The 21,442-nt window shown below is 47.2% G+C and carries 10 protein-coding genes and 2 pseudogenes; 4 read left to right on the top strand and 8 right to left on the bottom strand.

All coding sequences use genetic code 11. From position 1 onward, the window contains the following. The first annotated feature begins 121 nt into the window (after positions 1-121). Positions 122-599, top strand: a pseudogene (locus MTBMA_RS09305) (cobaltochelatase subunit CobN). A gap of 118 nt (positions 600-717) precedes the next feature. Beyond that, entirely contained in the window at positions 718-4,329 is a 3,612-nt protein-coding gene (locus MTBMA_RS04170) for a PAS domain S-box protein (protein WP_013295669.1), read from the top strand. 32 nt (positions 4,330-4,361) lie between these two features. Here MTBMA_RS04170 and MTBMA_RS04175 read toward each other — a convergent pair whose 3' ends face one another. The 7 genes and pseudogenes from MTBMA_RS04175 to MTBMA_RS04205 form a co-directional block, all read right to left on the bottom strand. Beyond that, positions 4,362-5,603: a putative PEP-binding protein gene (locus MTBMA_RS04175; RefSeq protein WP_013295670.1), complete on the bottom strand. Its 1,242-nt coding sequence runs from the start codon at positions 5,601-5,603 to the stop codon at positions 4,362-4,364. Between the two features lie 123 nt (positions 5,604-5,726). Next, complete coding sequence (locus tag MTBMA_RS04180) at positions 5,727-6,539, bottom strand: DUF368 domain-containing protein (RefSeq protein WP_147671950.1); 813 nt, start codon at positions 6,537-6,539, stop codon at positions 5,727-5,729. A 179-nt stretch (positions 6,540-6,718) separates the two neighbouring features. Next, on the bottom strand, positions 6,719-7,588 hold the full coding sequence (locus tag MTBMA_RS04185; protein WP_013295672.1) for a nuclease-related domain-containing protein: 870 nt from the start codon (positions 7,586-7,588) through the stop codon (positions 6,719-6,721). A gap of 771 nt (positions 7,589-8,359) precedes the next feature. Beyond that, positions 8,360-10,042 carry a PAS domain S-box protein gene (locus MTBMA_RS04195; RefSeq protein WP_013295674.1) on the bottom strand — a complete coding sequence of 561 codons (1,683 nt, stop codon included), beginning with the start codon at positions 10,040-10,042 and terminating at the stop codon, positions 8,360-8,362. A 175-nt stretch (positions 10,043-10,217) separates the two neighbouring features. Further along, on the bottom strand, positions 10,218-10,532 hold the full coding sequence (locus MTBMA_RS09310; protein ID WP_333473118.1) for a DUF169 domain-containing protein: 315 nt from the start codon (positions 10,530-10,532) through the stop codon (positions 10,218-10,220). Next, a pseudogene (locus tag MTBMA_RS09315) lies at positions 10,432-10,719 on the bottom strand (DUF169 domain-containing protein); the annotation flags it as partial. The gene MTBMA_RS09310 and the pseudogene MTBMA_RS09315, both read right to left, overlap by 101 nt. 237 nt (positions 10,720-10,956) lie before the next feature. Beyond that, on the bottom strand, positions 10,957-11,814 hold the full coding sequence (locus MTBMA_RS04205; protein ID WP_013295677.1) for a DUF4429 domain-containing protein: 858 nt from the start codon (positions 11,812-11,814) through the stop codon (positions 10,957-10,959). A 274-nt stretch (positions 11,815-12,088) separates the two neighbouring features. On the opposite strand from MTBMA_RS04205, the gene MTBMA_RS04210 reads away from it, so the two are divergent. Further along, entirely contained in the window at positions 12,089-12,841 is a 753-nt protein-coding gene (locus tag MTBMA_RS04210) for a zinc ribbon domain-containing protein (protein WP_013295678.1), read from the top strand. Positions 12,842-12,845: 4 nt separating this feature from the next. Continuing rightward, positions 12,846-13,784, top strand: coding sequence for a M48 family metallopeptidase (locus MTBMA_RS04215; RefSeq protein WP_013295679.1), 939 nt, complete (start codon positions 12,846-12,848; stop codon positions 13,782-13,784). Between the two features lie 4 nt (positions 13,785-13,788). Here the strand turns inward: MTBMA_RS04215 and MTBMA_RS04220 are convergent, their stop codons facing one another. Further along, positions 13,789-21,438, bottom strand: coding sequence for an MSCRAMM family protein (locus tag MTBMA_RS04220; RefSeq protein ID WP_013295680.1), 7,650 nt, complete (start codon positions 21,436-21,438; stop codon positions 13,789-13,791). Positions 21,439-21,442 lie beyond the last annotated feature (4 nt).

A 21,442-nucleotide genomic window follows, 5' to 3' on the forward strand; every position in this document is an offset into this window, starting at 1 on the left:
TACATGGAGGAGATGTGTTACGCCCACCTTCCTGGCGGTGTCAGGAAGGCCGGGATGAGTTCAGGAGGAACCTCCAGAGGTGGAGGTGGTGGCCCAGGAGAGGGACAACGTGGAGTACGAGGTGACCGACCTCGACCACTACTATGAATTCATGGGTGGCCTCACATCATCCATAAGGAGCCTTGGGGGTTCATGCAGCGTGAGGGTTGTGGACTCAACTGAGGACGAGCTCTACGTTGAGGGCCTTGAGGACGTCATAGGGAGGGCCGTAAGGTGCAGGATCCTCAACCCCCGCTGGCTTTACGGATGCTGGCCCATGATTATCACGGGGCAAAGAACATCAAGAACCGTGTGGAGCACCTCCTGGGCTTCTCAGCCACAACAGGGGCCGTGGAGAACGGGTATATGATGATGTTGCAGAGACACTGATACTTGACGATGAAATGAGGAGAAGGATCACAGAGAACAACCCCTTTGCAGCGGTTCGGATGGGTGAGACACTCCTTGAAACGGCTGAGAGGGGCTACTGGGACGCACCGGATGAGGTGATTGAGAGGATAGGGGAGATGGTTCTCAACATTGAATATGAACTTGAGTAATGGGTTCATATACGGATTCAGTCAATATTACCGGGAAAGAAGAAGAACATTCATTGAAGTACCCTTTTTTCTTTAACATAGAAGGTTTAATATACCAAGAAAAGCAATATATATATACATGCCATCTGCCCTTGTCGTTGAGGATGAGGCAGTAACCGCACTTGAACTTGTAAGGCTTCTTGAATCATGGGGATATGATGCGGTTTCTGTGAGTACCGGGGAGGAAGCCATTGAAACCGCCCTCAAGATGAAACCCGACATCATCCTCATGGACATAGTCCTCCAGTCAGAGGTTGATGGAGTAAGGGCCGCAAGCGCCATAAAAAGGGTCATTGATGTACCCGTGGTGTTCCTCACAGCATATTCCAGCCGGAAGATATTCAAGAGGGCATCTGAGGTTGAGCCGGACGCCTATCTCCTGAAGCCCTTCAATTCAAGGGAACTTGCATACGCCCTTGAACTCGCCCTGTACAAGAACAAGATGCAGAAACTCCTCTCCCATGCCAACAGAAGGTATCAGCAGATACTGGACACAACAGGTGAGGGAGTCTGTATATTCAGTTCAGACGGAATTATACAGTACTGTAATAGGAGGATGGCTGACTTTTTATCCTGCAGACGCGGGGACATTACGGGAAAAAGCATCTTTGATTTTGTCCACCCCGGAGACAGGAAAACAATGGAGCGTATTTTTGATTCCTGCCGTAAGGGTGCATCAGGGGAGCGTGAGATCCGCTTCAGGGCAGCTGATGGTACCACTAAATGGATGATCCTCTCAGGCCACCCCATAACTGAGTTGTCCCAGTTCAAGGGCGGCTTCTGCATGTTCAGGGATGTAACAGAGCAGAAGATGGTTGAGAGGCGCCTTAGAAAGACAAATAGATGCCTGGAACTTCTAAGCAGAATTAACCTTAAGGCAGCGGTTTCAACCGATCCGTCTGAACTCATGAAAGGTATATGCAAACTCCTGGTTGATGAGGGATACTCCCATGCATCATTCAGGACACCTGACGGTGTTACTGAAGGTGAGGGCCCAATACCTGATGTCAATCTGAGGGAAGGCATCCACAAAGGGAAGGGCGGGTCAACCGCGGTCATCCAGCTGGAGAACTGCAAAAAACCATTCTACCTCGTGGTTTCAGCGATGAGGAAAATCGATGAGGCGGAGATGAAATTCCTTAGGGAAATTGCCTCAAGCACAGCAGAGACCCTAAGGAGAATCACCTCAGAAAGTGAACTTGATTCCATCTCATCCAGATACCGTGAAATCTTCGAGAATGCAGGGGACGCCATATTCCTCACGAAGGACAAAAAAATAATTGAATGTAACAGAACCGCCCTGGAACTCTTCAGGGCTAGCGAGGACGAAATAAAGGGTAAAACCCCCTGGGAACTCTCACCTGAGTACCAGAAGGATGGGAAGTCCTCAGAATTGGCCCAGGCCATTATTGAAAGGGCAATGTCCGGTGAGAGGTGTGAATTCGACTGGCTCCACAGGAAAATCACAGGTGAGGTTTTCCCCACAAGGGTTACCGTCAGCAGGTCAGGGGACCTTGTGATGGGCATAGTCAGGGACATGACAGACCTCCACAGAGCCCATAAAAAACTTAGAACTGAACACAGAAAATTCAGGGATATCCTTGAGTCAATACCAGACCCTACATTTGCAATTGACACCGATGGAAGGGTTATAGCCTGGAACAGGGAGATGGAAAAGCTCACAGGTGTGAGGAAGGAAGAAATAATGGGTGAGGGTGACAGGGCATACGCAATTCCATTTTACGGTAAAAGAACCCCTGGACTTCTTGAGTTCATTTTAAAACCTGAAGATGCCCCTGAAAGGTACAAAAACATCAGAATGGATGGGAATTCAATCTACGCTGAGGTCTATGTGGGGCACATGGGAAGGCATTTCCAGATCAGGACATCTCCCATCTATGATGAACATGAGGAGGTCATAGGCGCCGTGGAGATACTGCGGGATGTTACAGATTATATTGAGACCAAGAAAAAACTCGAGAAATCAAGGGAAAGTTACAGGACAATATTTGAAAACAGGGCCACCCCAACTGCAGTTACAGACACGGACTTCAATATTCTGAGGGCAAACAGGGTCTTTAAAGAGATCTTCGGCAGATCGGAGGGAATCAATATGGCCGATATCATCCATGAGGGTGACCTTGAGAAACTCCACGGACTCCAGGACAAATGCCGGGCACTCATCAGGATGAAGGCCGATGATAGGATTCTCCACATGATAGTCCATAGGGGTGATATTCCAGGTTCAGGTCAGGTTGTGCTGAGCTTCAATGATATAACAAAACTCAAAATGTCCCAGCACAAGCTGAGGGATGAACTCAGGATCAGGATGGCTCTAAGTGAGATATACCCCCATGCGGTTTCTGCTGAGAGTATAGAGGAATTCACAGAGTACATACTTGATGCCGCATGCCAGGTTACAGGTGCAGAGAAGGGTGCCATAAGGCTTAAAAACAGGAGAGAAATTCTGGTATCAGGCAGCCTCAGTAATGAGGAAATTGAGGCAATTTCAGAGGATGGAATCTCATCTGCAGGGGACAGTCTGCGTTTCAGTTCATCATCAGGGGATATGAAATCTGAGATAATCCTCACGGGCGGAGATTTCCATAAATCAGACCTGAGGGCGGTTAAACACCTTTCACAGTATTACCTCCTGGCAGTGAGGCAGCTGGCCTACAGGAAGAGGATGATGGAACATCAGAATCATCTGAGGCTCATAAATATCATACTCAAATCTGCGGAGACAGATGATCCAGGTATCTTCATGGAACGGGTTCTCGATGCCATCATAAGGTGCCCTGAATTCAGATCAGCGGCAGCCTACATTGAACCCGACCTGCGACTGGAGAGGGGAATGGATGCCCCTGAAGAACTTCCTGATTTCCCTGAAATTAAACTGCATGAAAATTTCGCTGAAATACCCATAATAGTCGATGACGAGGTTAAGGGAACCCTTAAACTGGGTTTAGAGGCCGATGAAATCCCAGAAAAAACTGAATTCCTTGAGATACTTGGAGCTGAAATCTCTGATGGAATTCAGAGGATAATGATGCACAGGCAGATCGTCGAATCCCTCTATGAAAAGGAGGTGCTTCTCCGGGAGATACACCACAGGGTCAAGAATAACCTCCAGATAGTTGCAAGCCTCCTCTCGCTTCAGTCAGCCTACACAGATAACCCTGAAATCCTGAATATCCTCAGGGATAGCCAGCTGCGGGTAAGGACAATGGCGGTCGCCCATGAAAAGATATACCAGTCAAAGGCCATATCCACCATAAACCTGGGGGAATACCTCAAAACACTTGCAGATGAGATGGTCACACTCCAGTCAAACGATAGAAGATTCATAGAACTCAAGTTTGAATACGATGATATCATGGTGGAGATGGAGAGATGCATCCCCCTTGGCCTCATAACAAATGAGATAATCTCAAATTCGGTGAAACATGCATTCACAGGGGATAGGGGTAAGATAAGCGTATCCATCAGAAAAACCGGTGATAACTGTGTCCTTGAGATATCTGATAATGGCAGGGGCCTTCCAGCCGATTTCAACATAGAGGAACTCACATCCCTTGGAATGCAGCTTGTGGCAAACCTTGTAAGGCAGATCGACGGGGAACTTGAATACGGAAACCATGATGGGGCCTGCTTCAGGATAACCTTCCCGATTATTGATAGTGGCTCATAATCACCTGCTTTTTGCTGATTATTGGCGCTTTTTTAACTGTTTCTTCCCATGGCTCTTAGTATCAGCGAGTCCTCTACCTTTGCAATGAATGACCTCATCCTCAGAACCTTATCAGGGCTTGTTGATACAGCATCGACACCCATCTCAACGAGTTTCCTCACCAGAACGTAATTTGTTGCAGCGTATCCAGCAGCATAGACCTCCACACACCTTTCATGGCACGCAACAACCACCTCCTCAACCATTCCCAGGACTGCTGGGTGTGATAGATTGAAGATACCTGCAACACGGGTGCTCCTCCTGTCCGCTGCAAGGCTGCACATGGTGAGGTCACTGAGGCCAAGTGAGACAAAATCCACACCTTCGTCAAGGAGTTCATCTATCTGGAGTGCCATGGATGGTGTTTCAATAGATGCGCCCACCCTGAGGTCCCTGTGGGGTCTTATGCCCGATTCATCAAGGATTTCAACTGCCTGGACATATTCAGGAATATCCCTTATGAAGGGGAACTTCAGCTCAAGGTTACTGTATCCTGAATCCAGGAGATTACTCACTGCCTCAAATTCTGCTTTCAGGACCTCAGTATCCCTGAGATCCCTTTTTATGGCCCTCATACCCAGGAAGGGGTTTCTCTCCTGGGGCTCAGTATATCCACGGAGGTGTGTGAGTTCATCTGTCGGAATGTCGAATGTCCTGAAGCATACAGGTTTAGGGTGGAATGCTTCAAGTATCTCCTCAAGACCCCTTTCAAGAACCCTGGAGAGTTCACCTTCCTTCAAAAGCAGGTAGGGGTGTTTTCCTGTCTCTATGACCATATTCTCTATCCTTACAGAACCAACACCATCGGCAAATTCAGCAACCCTTGCTGCGAGCCAGGGGAAATTCAGGTTCACCATGACCTTTGTGGCTGTCTCATGGACCCCCATCACATCATCCCTGGACGCCCAGTCCATGACTCCCCGGTAGATGTTCCCGGTTTTACCATCCACAGTGACTATCATGCCCTCCCTGAGAACTCTGGTGGCGATCTCTGTTCCAAGTACGCAGGGTATTCCAAGTTCCCTGAGTGTTATTGCGGCGTGACTCGTGAGTCCACCGTAATCAGCTATAACGGCGGCTGCCCTTTTGATTTCAGGCAGCATATCCCTGGCTATCTTTTTGAAGACAGCCACCTCTCCCCATTCAAGGCTGCACGCATCCTCAAGGTTCCTTATTATACGCACCTTTCCGCTTCGCCTTCCGGCACCGGCACCCACACCCCTCAGGATCTGCATATGATTTATATATGTTTAATCATGTTAAAATACTATGCTCAATATGCACCACAATTCCTTCCAATTTAAACATTCCATTAAATTAAAGAAAATTTGGTATTGCTTTTAATGAAAAATTAAATTTCAGTAGTCTATGTAGTCGAATCTGCTCTCAAGTATCATGACGAGGGCAAATCCGATTATACCAATCACCACGGATATTATGATGGATGTGGTATCCACCATCGCTATCTTGTTGTAGGGGAGCCTCAGGGTACCTATCATGAGGCCCACAAGAAATGACATGGTAACGGCCTCATGGTTCCTCAGCAGGTAATCCAGAACCCTTGAGAAGCTCATTATACCAATAGCCGCCCCTGCAAGGAATGTGAATATTTCAACGATGGCCATACGGTTCAGGACCCCCAGCATGTACTCATACTGGTTCAGCAGGAGAAGTAGAAATGCACCTGAGATACCCGGCAGTATCATGGCACATATGGCCACGAATCCAGATATGAAGACAACAGGGAGTGTGTGGTTTGCCTGTATCGGGTTGAGGCCCACGAAGAGGTAGGCGAATATGAGGCCCAGAGCACCTGATGCCAGGTTTTTGAGTGAAAAACCATCTATCTTCTGGTAGACCACATATGCTGAGGCGAGTATGAGGCCTGAGAAGAATGCGTAGGTGAATGCCACGTAGGTGGTTATGAAGAAGAGTATAACCTTTGATAGTGTGAGAATCGCACAGGCTATACCTGCAAGGAGGGGTACGAAGAGTTCAAAGTCAACCTCCTCCCTCAAGGACTTCCGGGCACCAACAAGGTCGCCGGTGATGAGGGGCTTTATGAATCCGAACCTTATCTTACTTATTGCATGGACTAACCTCTCATAGATACCTGTTATGAGTGCGATTGTCCCGCCCGAGACACCGGGCATAACATCCGCGCTTCCCATGAAGAGTCCCCTGAGGAATATTGCCAGGAACCCCCTGAGTCTGTCATAGTAACCCATTTAAATCCTCCATGATCATGAATTGAAGAAGATATTTATAACCAGCCACCTTATAAATGTAGCTTCCCCGATGCATATGGCTGAGAATTGATGTGAATTCTAATTACCCTCATAAATGTACCCTACCAGACCTCTGAGGCATGTTTTCTCAGGGCATCCACTATCCTTTTCACCTTGCTCTCACCCAGCATGAGGCGGCTCTCCATTATATGCTCCGGGACATGGCAGGGCTTCAGGATCCTGCAGTGCTCATCCTCCTCCATGATGGTGCAGGAGGCGCTGAGGAATGCAACCACAGCATTAACCCATGAGACATAGATATCCCTGGTTTCAAGGAATTCCTTGAGGGCTGCGGCATTTCTCTTGGCCTGGATGGACGGTGACCTGACCTCCTCCTTTCTGAGTTCATCGTTAAGGAACCAGCGGTCACCCTTCACGATGTAGTTCCCTGAATAGGACTTTGTCTCTATCACGTAGACCCCGGTTGGCCCCACAACCACGTGGTCCATGTTCCCGTATGCCCCCGGGAGCTTGATGTCGTTCAGGATATGATACCCTTCAGGCAGGCGTCTGAGGCAGTTTGTCACTATGAGTTCACCCTCATGTCCCTTTCTCCAGCCCATACCTCTTCTTTCACTGGCCCTTATCAGTGGCACCGAGAGGGCCATGAGAATGATTCCCAGAAGCACGGGTGTGATGCCCCATGTCGTGCCTGTGACTGTAAGTAATATTCCGGCAGGTGTCATCAATGCCCCTGCAATGAGGATGAGGTTCCCGCCCCTCCAGAGCCTCCAGTAGTTATCGGCCTTCCTGTGGGTGTGGGTTTTTCTGCTGGATTCAGGGACATGTTTGGTGATTTTACGGTATTCGTTGAGGTTTTTAACGTAGAGGAGTGGTGAGCCGCATTCATCACACATGTGGAATGCCCAGAATTCTTCCTCACTGTTGATCTGCCAGTAGTGGTTACAGTTCTCGCATATGAGGTAGGCCATGATATCACTTGAAAGAGATTTCCCTTTCCTACTTATAGGGGGGAGGTGATTATATTCTTTTCCATGTGTGCTGTTTTGTGTGCTTATGACAATACTGTCGCCGCATAAAACACTTCTTGTCAATGTAGCAGCCAAGACCTCTATCATTAATGTGGAGAATAACAAGCCAATGATATACAGGATGTGTATATCATGATATACATGAGGTGTATATAACTCTCCGAGGGTACCCCCCGGTTGGGGCTGATATCGATATACATATATCGTAATACATCAGCTGATATACGTGGTGTGTATATCGGGGGGTGTGGGGGTGATATACACTGAGGGTATGCCTGTAGGGCCGCCCTGATATACATATACACGATATATATATCAGGGTTTTCTCCAGGAGACCTTCGCTGGGTTATATACAGGGTGTGTATATCATGATATACAGCATGTGTATACAGTATGAAAAAATCAAAAACAGAGTTATCATGTCTTTTTTGATCATCCAAGTAATTTCCAACTTTTTCCAGAGGTTCTCCTATGAGGGTTCATATGATAATGCCTCAGATAGGTACAGATTCGGTGCAAAATACAGGTATCTGTATCATATGATGTATATGTGGCGATGAATCTGGAGGTTTTTCGGGGCATTTTATTTTTATCAAATAACACATTAAGATGAATCTGGAGTTTTCAGGCGGATTTCATTTCCATCTTATAACACCTTGATTTATCTTCGTTAAACGTCACTATTACGAAGGTATTGTTAATGGCTGCAACCTATTCATCCCTCTCCCTGAAAACAATAGTGAATTTCGTACCATTATCTACCTCCAGTGTCATCTCACCGTTCAGCTGTTTGGTGAGGAGGCTCACAAGTTTAAGTCCAAGGGTATCGGTACTCGAGGGGTCGATATCCTCTGGAAGACCCACACCATCATCTGCCACCACCAGTTCTACTGAACCGTCGGCCCTTCTCATACCTATGGTTATGGTGCCTCTTCCATCGGGAAATGCATATTTGATGCTGTTGGTTACAAGTTCGTTGATGAGCAGCCCGAGGGGAATGGCAGTGTCCAGGTCAAGTTCCATGTCCTCAATCTCAAGATCTTTCCTGACACTTACCCCATGGGATATTATTATGTCCCCAACCAGTTTCTCCACGTATTCCCTGAAATTGACCCTCTCCAGTGACTCTGACTGGTAAAGGTGTTCATGTATCATTGCCATGGCCTTTATCCTTCCCTGACTCTCCCTGACTATTTTACGGAGTTCTTCATCCCCTATCCTTGAAAGCTGAAGGTTCAGGAGGCTTGAGATTATCTGGAGGTTGTTCTTGACCCGATGGTGTATCTCCCGGAGAAGCACCTCCTTCTCCCGGAGGGACCTGCGGATCTCCTCCTCAGCCTCCCTGATATCTGTGACATCGACAAGGGAAGCCACGGTCATTGTGGTTCCAGGGATGCGATCCGCATTCATCCTTATGTACTTTATGTTCCCATGACGGTCACGGAACCTGAAGTTATAGATTCTTGGAACGGCATCAGGGTCCTTCAACCAGAGATGGTAATATTCTTCCATTCTCTTGAGATCCTCATCTGCTAAGAATTCCCTCCAGCTCTTCTTACCCTCTATCTCCTCCCTGGAGTAGCCGCTGAGCCTCTCAAATTCCCTGTTAGCCATCAGTATGGTGGTGTCCTCATCAACTATGGTTGTCGCAGAACCGGTATTCTCGAATATGCTCCTGTATAATCGCTCCTTCTCCTTAAGCTCATCCTCAAGCTGTTTACGTTCTGTTAGATCCCTGTAGACAGCGACCACCTCTCCTGAAGGCAGGCGGTAGACGAAGTTTTCCTTCCAGCCACTTATCCTGTCATCACTGTAAAAGGCGATGGGGAAGTGTTCTGCCCTTCCAGTCCTGTATACTCTCCTTAGAACATCAAGAAGCCCGAAATCATCCACACCTGGAAAGACCTCAGTCACCCTCCTCCCGATTATCTCCTCCTTATTCACCCTCTCAATACGTTCAGCTGCACGGTTGAAATCCCTGATTACGAAGTCCTCACCATCATCAACCGCCTCATAGACAGCCACGCAGCTATCGATGTACTCAAAGAGCTTTTTGTAGCGCTCCTCCCCAAGGATGATCCTGCTCATGAGAAAATCAATGCAACTTTTAAGGTCGTCATCATCCACGGGCTTCTCAATGCAGCCATATGGACAGGTCAATACAAGATTCCCTTCATCCTCAAAGTCTATGAGGTACATGAGGGGGATCCCCGTGTCTCCAGGACCCCAAGCCCCCACCCTCTGGGGGGTTGTGTATATGAGGATCAGGTCATGTTCAGTTTTCCTGGCATCTTTAAGATCTGTGGCCACATCCACACTGAAACCATGGCGCCTCAGTTTTTCCTCTAAGTCAGGAGCACTATCAATATCCTTAACGAGAAGAATCCTGAACATTCACCTCAGCCCCTGTACTAATTATATTTTCATCCTCACCCTCTGAATAGCTTTTTGGTCCCCATCTCAGGGTTTGAGGCGATACGCTGCAGGTCGCCTCCGGGGATGTTCACCATGACATCCCCCTAACCACATGCACCTCCTTGAGCCCACATCCCCGAATCCATAGGTCACCTTACCTGTGAGGTAGGGGGAGTGATGCCATTGAGCTGCATATGGGTCCTGAGTCGGCCCCGAGGCCATGTGAACCTGAGTCATAGGCGTTGGCATGGAGGACCTCCATTGCCTGCCTGGCATTGCAGAGGATGAATATAACGTCTGGCTCATATTCAGCAAGTTGAAGGGGGGCAAATATAAGGGCACTGAAGACCCCCGGTTCAATGTTCAGGTTATCCCCTCCATGAGCGCTGCACCGCCGGTATGTTCCTGTAGACCTCCATGGGCACAGGGAAAGCGCCGCTTCGCATGTTAGCTGGGAATTCGGATGGATCCCTCAGGCCAGTGTACCTCGCACCCCCCATGCACTCCTCCTCATCCCTGGTCGCATAGAAGACCTCCCCATTCATTGCCTTCACGAGTTTTTCACAGAACCTTGATTTACCATTCTCCCTTTCAATGTTTGCTGGCTCCCTGACGGACCATTTTATGGCCACAGGTTCATTTTCAAGTTTTAAGACTTCCTTAAGTTTTTCCCCAGTTCCTTAGTATCCAATAAAACCCGCTATTATCACGTATTTAATTTGTTTTTGAATAATCGTTTCCTGGGATACTGCGTTCTGAAAATTTAGATGCGAGGTCCAGTTGTGACGACACAGTAGTTGAAATAGTAGTTTTTGTGTATGGACCTTTCTAAAGTGTTTAAGGCTTCTTCTAGTTTTTAGTGATTCAGATACTTATCAGGCTAAAATAAGCACTTAACCGATAAGTTTCTTTTTCAGTTTTTTGAATTCTTCTTCTGTGAGTATTCCGCTTTCTACCAGTTCGCTGGCCTTTTTTATCTCATCCACAACGCTTATTGTGGGGGTGGAGGATGTTCCACTTTTTAATTTTTCTATTCTCTCTTTTATTTTAAGGGCGATTTTATATTCTTTTTCTCCATCAAATGTGACCGTATTCTCATCATTGGTTGAAGATACACCACCACCAGTTTTCTCGAACCCCCCAGGTACTGTAAACTGGATGTATCCAACGGTGAATCCTGGTTTTTTTATTTCGACACCTGTAATATCTTGCAAGTATATTGTTTTTGTCCCTTTGGTTAAACTTCCATAGAAAAGGATTGACTTAAGGCCCTCTCTTTTTATCTCGACACGGTTATCATAAAGTTCAACCTGTCCGTTCCTGCCATCTAAGAAAAAAAGAGGCCTTGTGGTTTTTTGTTCGTATTCAGTTTCTAAAGGATCTGCGCTGCTATCCTCCAAATCAGGATTTTTTGGAGGTAGAAGAAGTTCTTCTGCCCTATCTAGATACTCTCTTCTGAGGTTGTATACTCTGAATTTGCCATTGTAGGTAAAGGTAAGCTGTGATAGTATCCTTCCAATTTTAACATCCTCCATATTACTTCTCAGAAAAACTTCCTTTTTTCCACTTTTTTCACCGGTTAGATTTCTCTTATGTACTATTACAGCATCCCTTGTTATTTCAATATCATCACCACCAGAGGGTGCTTCAAAGTATACCAGGATGTTCTGAAGATCCTTTCCGCAGTTTGTGCAAAATTTGACAGCTTCAGCATTTGTAAAATAACAGTCTGGACATCTTTTTCCAGTCATTTGAATACCTCCATGCTATGCATGTCATATTAATGTGATAAATCTATTAAAATCTTATTAAAAACTTCAAATATCAAGATTTAAAAGAGAAATATTGAATTTATGTGGCCATTATTTATCGTAGGTAGGATATTCGTAAATCAATTGTCTCTTTTATCTGCTGAAAAAAACCCCTTGAAATCATGGAATACATCAAATAGGGGGGCCATGATAAAGTTTATATATTTTGGAGGTTACTATGAATTATAAACTGAATATTGAAGGGGAGGTGTAGATGGCTAATGGAAACTCTGAATCAAGCAATACACTTTATTGCATGGAATGCAGGGAGAAAATTCCGGATGGTTTTAAATTCTGCACCAGTTGTGGAGCCCCAGTTGTAAAAAATAGGGGTCTACACATTGAGGGGGAGCAGATTGCATCACACGATAATATTAAGATCTGCCCCGAATGTGGCTATAAGCTAACCCTTCAATCACGTTTCTGCACAAACTGCGGAAATAGGATCGGTACCCTGATGGTAGCCTCTAGTTGTCCCCATTGCGGTACAGATGCCAAACCCGGGCAACAGTTCTGCATTGAATGTGGCGAATCATTAGTTAAGGCGGGACCTACATCTGAGGATATAAGCAAAGCCCTGGCAATAAAAAAATCAGAAAAAGAGGAATGTGGCGAATCATTAGTTAAGGCGGGACCTACATCTGAGGATATAAGCAAAGCCCTGGCAATAAAAAAATCAAAATCAGAAAACAAAGAAGAATCGAATTATGAGAATAAACTCAAACATGAAGTCTATAAACTGGAATCCAGATTTTTTAATACCTTTGATGAGATTATTGATTCTGCAGACACTCTCCTTAAGGGAATAATTTCTAAAAGAAATTCCTTAAGGGAAAATGAATGCGGTTATATCGTGTGCGATACATGTAACAGGTACTACAAACTCAGACCATGGGATGATCCTCAGGAATTCTTAAAAAAATGTGAATGTGGCGGAACCCTCATTTTCATGGAAGAACTAAGGTGATATAATGGCTGGTGAAATAAAAAAGCTTAAATTTCTCCATCCCAGTGAATATGAGCACCCACTGGACCGAGAGGCGCTTCAAACCCTTGAAGGAACGCCTGGACTTGAAACGTTGACGCGTAAGCTATTCAAGCATGGTGTGGAGAGATACTATCGATTGCAGTACACTGGAAGCTACATAAAGGCCAATGAGAACCACTTTTCTGAGGTTCATGATATTCTTGTTGATGTCTGTAACACCCTTCACCTAAAAAAGATACCTGAACTTTATATAGAATGGGATTATAGGGTTAATGGACGTACCATAGGATCAGAAAACCCAATAATCATCTTAAAGTCAGGTGCCATCGATTTACTCACAGAAGATGAACTGCGATATGTAATTGGTCATGAGGTTGGCCATATCAAAAGTGGCCATATGCTGTACCATATCATGGCAGAGGTTATACCCATAGCGGGTGACATCATTGGCACTGCTACACTGGGAATAGGTGGACTCATAAGTACCGGCCTTGAACTGGCACTCCTCTACTGGAATAGAATGTCAGAATTCACCGCTGACAGGGCAGGACTCCTGGCATGTCAAAATGAAGATGCTGCCATAAACGCCATGATTAAAATGGCGGGAGCACCTAAAACGTTTTTCGACAGGATCGACAGAGATCAATTCATTGAACAGGCAAGGGAGTTTAAGGGGTATGATTATGATAACCTTGATAAGGTAGGGAAAACCGTCCTCATCATGGGATCAACACACCCCTGGACTGTTATGAGGGCATCGGAAATCCTTGATTGGGTTGAATCAGGAGCATACAGTGAAATTATAGAAAAACACACTGGTTCACAATTAGAAATCGATTTAAAGTGTCATAAATGCGGAACAGCTCTAACAGGTGATGAGAACTTCTGTGGGATCTGCGGATCAAGGTTGTGGGGTAGGTGAGCCCTCATGTATTCCTCCTTCTAAGGGCCCCATAAACCCCAATTATGAGCACTGATACCAGGAGAGACACCGCAAGCCATGTGTAGTCATATCCTCCCCTCATACCTGTGGGTGTCACGTTAACCATTTCAGCGGGCGGTACCACAGCCCTTGAGGGGACCTCACTCAAAGCACCTGAAACAGTGTACACAGCTGTTACAGCTGCAGTCTCCCTGACACCGCCGTGTTCACCCTCCTCAGGTGGCTTCACCGGTGAAACCCCCTGTATCATGAAGATAACTGTACTGTAGACCACGTTCACTCCATCTGTGGCCCTCACAACCAGTGTGTAAACACCCGGTGAACTTACCGGGCCCCCTGTGTAGAGTTTGCCGTTGAGTGTTGCGAACCACCCTTCAAGGTTGTCATCGGCAACTGATATGAGGGGTTTAACTGTACCGGTGTACCTTCCACCACCTGATACTCCTGTAACCCTGATAACAGGTGCCCTGCCATCGTATTTGTAGGTTGAACCGTACTGGTCTATGAGTATGCTGAAGAATTTATATACACCCGGGGTGATGTTACCGGTCCACTCTGAACCTGAGATGGGGTTTCCATCCTCATCGAGGACCTCAACGGTTATCCTGTAACTGTCTGTGTCAACCCCGAAGGCCTGTATCCTGAGCTCCCCTATACCTGCCGGTATCAACATGACCTGGGGTTCACTGTAGGGGCTGTTGTAGAATGCGCTGGCACCGAAGTCGTTGACTATTCTCTGACCCTCAGGGCGTGTGGGGTCATATCCTATCCTGCGGCCGTCAGGCGCTGTTACGAGGAGTGCCACCGGTGAATGCGCTCCAATATATATGCTTGAGGGTTTACCTGCCGTACCCACCTTTATCAGCGGCAAGAGGTTCATTATGTCTGCAGTGGATGTTAGAACCTCTGGAATGAAGTTACTGCTTCTTTTGAGGTAATCCGTCGCACGAATCTCATAACTGGCTATTGCTTTATCCCATGATTCCCTGTCTGAGGTGGGCCAGTTTCTGACTATTCTTCCTATTTTAACCATAGCATCGTAGAAGTTTCCACCTGAAGCGTACCATAGCCTTGATGCCAGAGCTGGAAGTGATGTATCATAGACCGTGACACTGTCTGAGGGTATTAACTTGAAGGTGTTAACATGACCCAGCCATGCACTATAGAAGCTGTCCTCTGCATTGGCATATGCAAGGGCAACATGTGTTGATGCATGTACATCATCCCATCTGGTGAACTTTGTTGCAAGGGCGAAGAAGACCTTGAATGTTGTTATCACCACCATACCATATGGGTTCTTTGAGATTACTTCAAATACCTTATCTCTTATTATATTAAATGACTGGACCCCAATGTGCTTGATGACCTTTAAAGCGATCTCATTCTGGATGCTGTTTATATCGGCGGATAGCATATCCTCTATTGCCTCATGGGTGCTTCCATAAGTGTATGGCAGGATGGCTTCCAGCTGGGGCCTGTAGGCTTCTGTAACCCTGAGTTGCCACATGCATTTAAATAGAAACTCCCAGAGCTCCCTCTGAAACTGCAGTTCTCCAGTTACCAGCTCCGCTATCTTAAGAACATCCTTAACCACCGTGGCCTGGAATGGTTTGCCTGCCTTCTCTGCCTGCATCTTTCTGAGCTTTTCAACAAGATCATTTACCTTGCTGGAACCTGAAATGCCCATTGAGAACCATGATAGGGCTTGCTGGACTCCTGTGAGTGTGGTGGCGGTTGATCCATCACCCAGGATCATTGCGATCATATCCTTTATGACGTCCTCATCATCTGGGATGGGGGCAGGGTTTGAGAAGAGGTAGCTGAGGAATCTGAGGGCCTCACCACTCCATGTATCTGCCCTGTCCTCAACCCATTCGGTCAGTGAGTCGCTTACAAGTTCAGAGTATCCTGGTATGAATTTGCTGTAGAATGCCTTCCTCTCGGCTGCCTGAAATATCGTATATGCAAGGTCAGGGTCCCCCAATTCATAGTAATTGTCTCCAACCTTCTTCAGGACATGTATCTGAAGCAGAGTTCCATATGTTGATTGAAGCGCTGATCCTGAGGGGAGATATGAGGGTGAGCCACCACTTCCTGCCGCCCAGAGGAGGAATATGCAGTAGTCCTCTCCGTTGTACCTGATGGTCTGCCATATTCTTGCCTCACCAATTCTTGTTTGGAATTCCCATCTGTAGGGATCTGGTTTTGGAAGTATTCTACCGTAAATTGTCCTTATATCTGATCCAATATATCCAAGGTAGTTCCTGAGACCTCCAAGTTCCTCTATGGGCGTGAAGTATCCTTTATTCGTTGAGGTGTCATAATATGCTGTACCATTTATTATTCCTCCCTGAGGGGTTCTTATCTGGAGGGTGTTGCCTGTGAAATTTCTAGGATCTAGTGGAACCTTGAAGTGGGCCCATATAGTGGGTCTAAGCGGAACATTTTCTTCTCTTGGGGATGGGTAAACACTATCCACAACTGATTTGATGAATTCAACATTGTCTATCTTTGAGGATACAGATACCGTTTTTTTCAACACAGAGCTCCAGTCTCTTATACTGCCCTGGAACCAGTTAACTGTCTCCCAGACAAATATAACTCTTATATGACCCCTGTTGAGTCCATGGGGTATCTTTAGAATGTAATTATTCCATAACCTTCCATCTGCGCCTCTGGCTGACGCTACACTGTCGTGGACTATTCCACCCCAGTTCACCCAGGGCGCCTCGTGTTTTGCGTAAAGTATTGCAGGGGGATTCAGGGCGCTAAGGAGATCAAAGCCCAGTATACCTGCGGTTCCATTTACCAGGAGACTGTATCCACGGCCATCATCAAAGTATGCCAGTATGGCACCACCCCATCCCCAGTTAATATTTGTTTCAACAGATATGTCAGTCATCCAGAGTGAGAGGAACTCTGCGCCGCTTGCATCAACGAATGGTGTTTCCGCGACGGTGAATGAGAGCTGCCCCCCCATTGGAAGAAATCTGTTTGATGATCTTTCATTGCTTGTTGTAAGAAGAGCTTTACTGGGTCCATCCATGTCACAGTAACCATAGAGGGCACTGCTTCCAGGGAGGAACCTGCTTGATGGGTCTATTCGCAGCTGATGTGTGTGGTTTCCTGAGTAAACCATGATGTCCGGTATGTACTCATACCTTGGAGTAACTGAGGAAAGGTTCACAGGCACCCTCTCAAGGTGATAGAAGCCTGTTTCAAGGGTGTTTCTGTAGCCCCTTCTATCAATGACAGTTAAACTTACCGTATGCGGACCTTCACTGAACTGCCTCTTTATAATGTATTTGAGGGTACACTGATAGAGCTCCGGCCCGATATTTACATTTGGGATTGAATCTATCTCCTTCCCATCGATTTCAAGTATGAATTTATCGAAACCCCCATCTGAGTTTTCCTGAACATTAAATATCATTGTGAGGGTCTCATTTTCACCGGAAGTCATGCCCATGTCTATCTCAGTTATATCTGGTATGGCTGTTATGGTTGAGAAATGGATCTCATCACTTGCCTCATTCCCTGCCCTGTCCCTCACTGTAACCTTCAGAACATGCAGACCAGAGTTAAGGTATTCGTAGGGTACGGGGTTGTACCCAACAAGAACGCTTCCAAGGGATGCGAGGTAATCATATCCATATGGTGTGTTCCCACTCACAACATCTATATAGGTTCTCTCACTGTAGATGAGTCTGTCTGTGATGTTCTGACCGTCCAGCAACACCTCCAGGTTTGCAGGGTTGGGGGCAGGGTACTTCCTTGACTTATGCATTAGATAGGCCCTTGCAAGACCTGAGCATGTGTTATCGATCAACCTGAAACTAAGGAATGTACCTGGACGTGTCGTATCGTTCTCCCGTGGGTTGATGAATTTTATAACGGGTTTTATGGTATCTACCAGTATTTTATGGGCTACGGTTCTGCTGTTGCCCAGTGTATCCGTGAGGTTGAAGAGAAGGGTGTAGTAGCCGTCTGATGGAACTTCCATATTTACATGGAAACTTGTGGATGAGAAGCTGTAACTCACAGTGCCAGCTGAGGACGTCACATTGAAGCCCCCGATTCCAGCGGGATCTGAAAGGAAGCCTGTTATCTCAGGGTACCTTGTGTTGAAAATGTCCGGTCCGGATATGGTAATTGATGGGCCGGTGCTGTCTATAACCGTTGAGAAATAAACTATGTTTGAAAAATAACCATCCATCCCCACGCCCACCATATGGAAAGATACTGGACCATCAGGGAGCCTGATATTATTTACAGATCCATCCCAGCACTTTGTGATATTTTCATTAAAAGTCCCAATGTTAAGGGGTCCCTCATTGAAGTAGAGATAGACACTACTCAATGGTTCAGTGATATTAGCAAATATATTCATGAACCCGTGGATGGGTGAAAATACAGGGGATACGGAGGCATTGTATATCCGTGGCCCATCCTGATTGCTAATACATATCTTCCACTCATAGTCTGAGTAGAGTCCCTGAAGGTCAAATGCCCTTACCTTGATGGTGTGCCAGCCATCTGATAGTGGCCATCTTCCTGGTTCTGCTGTGACTTCAGACATTATCTGCCAGCTACCTGTTAGAATATTGCCTGTTACAGTCCCTGGAATTACAACTCCATCAAAAGTTATGTCAGAGTAATCAGAGAGACCGTTACCAGGGTCATTGATTAATGTGGCTTTTATGGTTAGGGAGGATGGTTTTCTGAAAAAGCTTCCATCGGCTGGGGTTACAGATGTAATAACTGGTGGATTACTTGTTGGTGGCAGGTACTGGAATGTCCAGGTCGCTGTTACCTCACCTGGCACCTCAACCCTGGCTGTGCAGGGGCCCCTGGGGGGCATTGAGGAGGGTGTGAATATCAGCCAGTCCCCTGTCCATGAGAGTATCCCCGGGAGTGGTGTCCCTGTGGGGGCTGTTCCAGGGTAGAGGTTCAGTGTGGCTGCAGCACCATCCCTTCCACCGAAGAGCCTCACACCCACACTCTGAAGTTCCCTGAGGACCTCACCTGGTGAGGGGTACCTGTCCATTACGAAGGTCCTGAAGACAACATCCTGGTGGAGGTGCTCCCCATTTCCAAGGAAGAAGTAGACAGACTCTGCCCAGCCACTCACATAGGCTGTAAGTACATGGTAGCCTGGTATGATATCGGTGAACTCGAATCTGCCATCGGGGCCCGTGATCATGCTGGCACCATCAAGGAACACCTCACCCTGGAGGAGCCCGGCCCAGCAGAGTATCTGGCCCTCAACCATCGTTGATAGGAGTGGCTGAAGCACCTGATCGTGTTCGATATCCTCTCCAGGTCCAGGGAAGAACCAGAGGTCCCTTACAGGGACGTAAGAGGGCTTTTCAAAGTCCAGGGTGTAGGTTCTCCATGGGTACAGTGACTGGAAGCTGTATGATCCATCTGAACCTGTGAGCACTTCAATTTCAAGGTCAACAAATTCACCGATGTAACGTCTGAGGGTCACGGTGACGCCCCCCAGGGGAAGGCCGGTTATGGCATCTCTTACTGTACCATGGATGCCTGAGTATGGACCAGGATACAGTATGATCTCCCTGAATAGGGCTGAGGTTTCCTGGAGGTTAACTTCTTCTGATGCAGGCTCATACGGGTGTAATCCTGCTGTAAGGTTATATGATCCTGATGTGGGGGCGGCTATCTCATATCTTCCCTCAGAGTCTGTGGTGGTGGATGCAACTGATGTGCCATCCATTAAAAGTTCCACAATAGCCCCTTCCAGAGGTGAGGGGTCCCTGTCAAGGTTCGCATGGAGCACCCGGCCATAAACGGAGTTTTTAATGTGCAGTTCAAAGTCCACAGGGATTATGAGGTTGGGTGCAACCGTTGTGGCCTTACTCACGGTTATATGGCTGGGGCTGGAGGTTGTGAAGAGGTAGTTCCCGGCTGGAAGGTCGAAGCTGTAGAAGCCGCTGGAATCTGTAATGTTTGAGATGCTGGGGTAACCTAACCTTGATGCTGTGACGGTTATTCCTGAAAGCGGTTCACCCAGGAAGTTCCTTATGTAACCCTGCACCCTGCCTGTTTCCTCCACATCAAGCTGAAGGGTGAAAATTCTGTTCACAGGTAACTCCCAGGGCATTATATCCACGGTGAGGTTCCTGTAACCATCCTTTGAGAATATGAGCCTCATGAGGTTGGCTGTTGTTGCGTAAAGGTTACAGGCAAATTTACCTGAGCCATTTGTCCTTACTGAACTCCATACAACCGGCTGGTCTGCATTTATGTAGAGGAGGTCCACCTTAACATTGAATACTGGAACCCCCACGTCATCAACCACGGTACCTTTTATCTCAAGAGGAACTGTAGTTGGAACCAGTGTGACATTGACAGTCAGGTTCCGGTCCTCTGTGAGGGTGTACCAGTAGCCGTCCCAGTAGTAGTAGTTAGTGGGGTAGATGCAGACATTCCAGTACTCTGAGGCCGGGCAGTGTTCAAATACAGCAAGACCATCTGCACCTGTGGTGCCACTGAAACTGTCCGGACCAGAGAGGTAGACGTTCTCACCGGCCACAGGGTTGCCATTAATGTCAGTAACATTAACCGTGATATTTGAGGGCCAGAGGTCCAGGCGGATGTCCTGGGTTGTGACACCCTCACCCATTAACAGGTAGATGTCTGCGTCACGGTAGTGTGACAGGTAGGTTTTGAGGTGACCTGAGAGGCCTGATACCAGTTCAGGAAAATTCTGGGTTGTGAAGATGTAGAACCCCTCTGAATTCGTGTCACCCCATATGGATGTGTATCCAGGGTGTGTGTCAGGCCAGAAGTACAACCTGACACCACGTAACGGTGCACCCGTTGAGTCATAGACGTGACCCTGCAGTGTCACAGGAAGCCCCTTCCTTATGAGCCTCACAGTCAGTGACTCACTGCTACCATCAGTGATGGTGAAATTACCGGTGACCGGTACATAGCCGTAGGGCCCCATGGTGTAGGTCCAGAGGCCATCGGGGATGTGGTTGAAGAGTGCAACACCATCCGCCCCGGTGACCCTGTAGAGGTAGGCGGGTCCATCAAGCTGGATGCCCACTCCACTCAGCGGCTCCCCATCCCAGTTCACTACCTTGAAGGATGCTGAGCCGTCATAGTAGCCCATAACGATGTTATGGACATTTTCAGATGACATGTTCAGGGCTATGACCGCATGGTAGGGCCTGTAGAGTGGGTGGTACGCGCGGATGTCATATGTCCCTGTATCTGAGGGTCCAACACCATAGAAGAGGTAATGGCCTCCCTCATCAAGACCCGCTGTCAGCTCAACAGGTTCACCATTCTGGGTGTAGCTGAGGGTAACATCCGCGTATACGAGGTTATCATCGGGGTCACTCACATAACCCCCCAGTGTGGTTTCATGTTCAAGTTCAATTTCCCTGTAATCCCCTGCCTCAGGGACTGTGAAGGTCTCAGCGTAGGGTTTATACATCCACATCTGCACACTGAGTGTCACAGGCACACCTGATGTGAGGAGGGGGTGGTCATCTGTGCTGAAGGCGTACTCCCCACTGGAACTGGTGTACCTGCTTAACCGGAATGAGCCTGATTCAAGGACAACCTCGGCGCCCTCAATGGGTGTTCCCCTATCAACCACGGTT

The organism is Methanothermobacter marburgensis str. Marburg, assembly GCF_000145295.1.
Taxonomy (GTDB): Archaea; Methanobacteriota; Methanobacteria; order Methanobacteriales; family Methanothermobacteraceae; genus Methanothermobacter; species Methanothermobacter marburgensis.

Bases quoted from the DNA above. Each gene is read 5' to 3' on its own strand.
- MTBMA_RS04170 (WP_013295669.1), top strand. From the start codon at position 718: ATGCCATCTGCCCTTGTCGTTGAGGATGAGGCAGTAACCGCACTTGAA.
- MTBMA_RS04175 (WP_013295670.1), bottom strand. From the start codon at position 5,603: ATGCAGATCCTGAGGGGTGTGGGTGCCGGTGCCGGAAGGCGAAGCGGA.
- MTBMA_RS04180 (WP_147671950.1), bottom strand. From the start codon at position 6,539: ATGGGAAGCGCGGATGTTATGCCCGGTGTCTCGGGCGGGACAATCGCA.
- MTBMA_RS04185 (WP_013295672.1), bottom strand. From the start codon at position 7,588: ATGGCCTACCTCATATGCGAGAACTGTAACCACTACTGGCAGATCAAC.
- MTBMA_RS04195 (WP_013295674.1), bottom strand. From the start codon at position 10,042: ATGTTCAGGATTCTTCTCGTTAAGGATATTGATAGTGCTCCTGACTTA.
- MTBMA_RS04205 (WP_013295677.1), bottom strand. From the start codon at position 11,814: ATGACTGGAAAAAGATGTCCAGACTGTTATTTTACAAATGCTGAAGCT.
- MTBMA_RS04210 (WP_013295678.1), top strand. From the start codon at position 12,089: ATGGCTAATGGAAACTCTGAATCAAGCAATACACTTTATTGCATGGAA.
- MTBMA_RS04215 (WP_013295679.1), top strand. From the start codon at position 12,846: ATGGCTGGTGAAATAAAAAAGCTTAAATTTCTCCATCCCAGTGAATAT.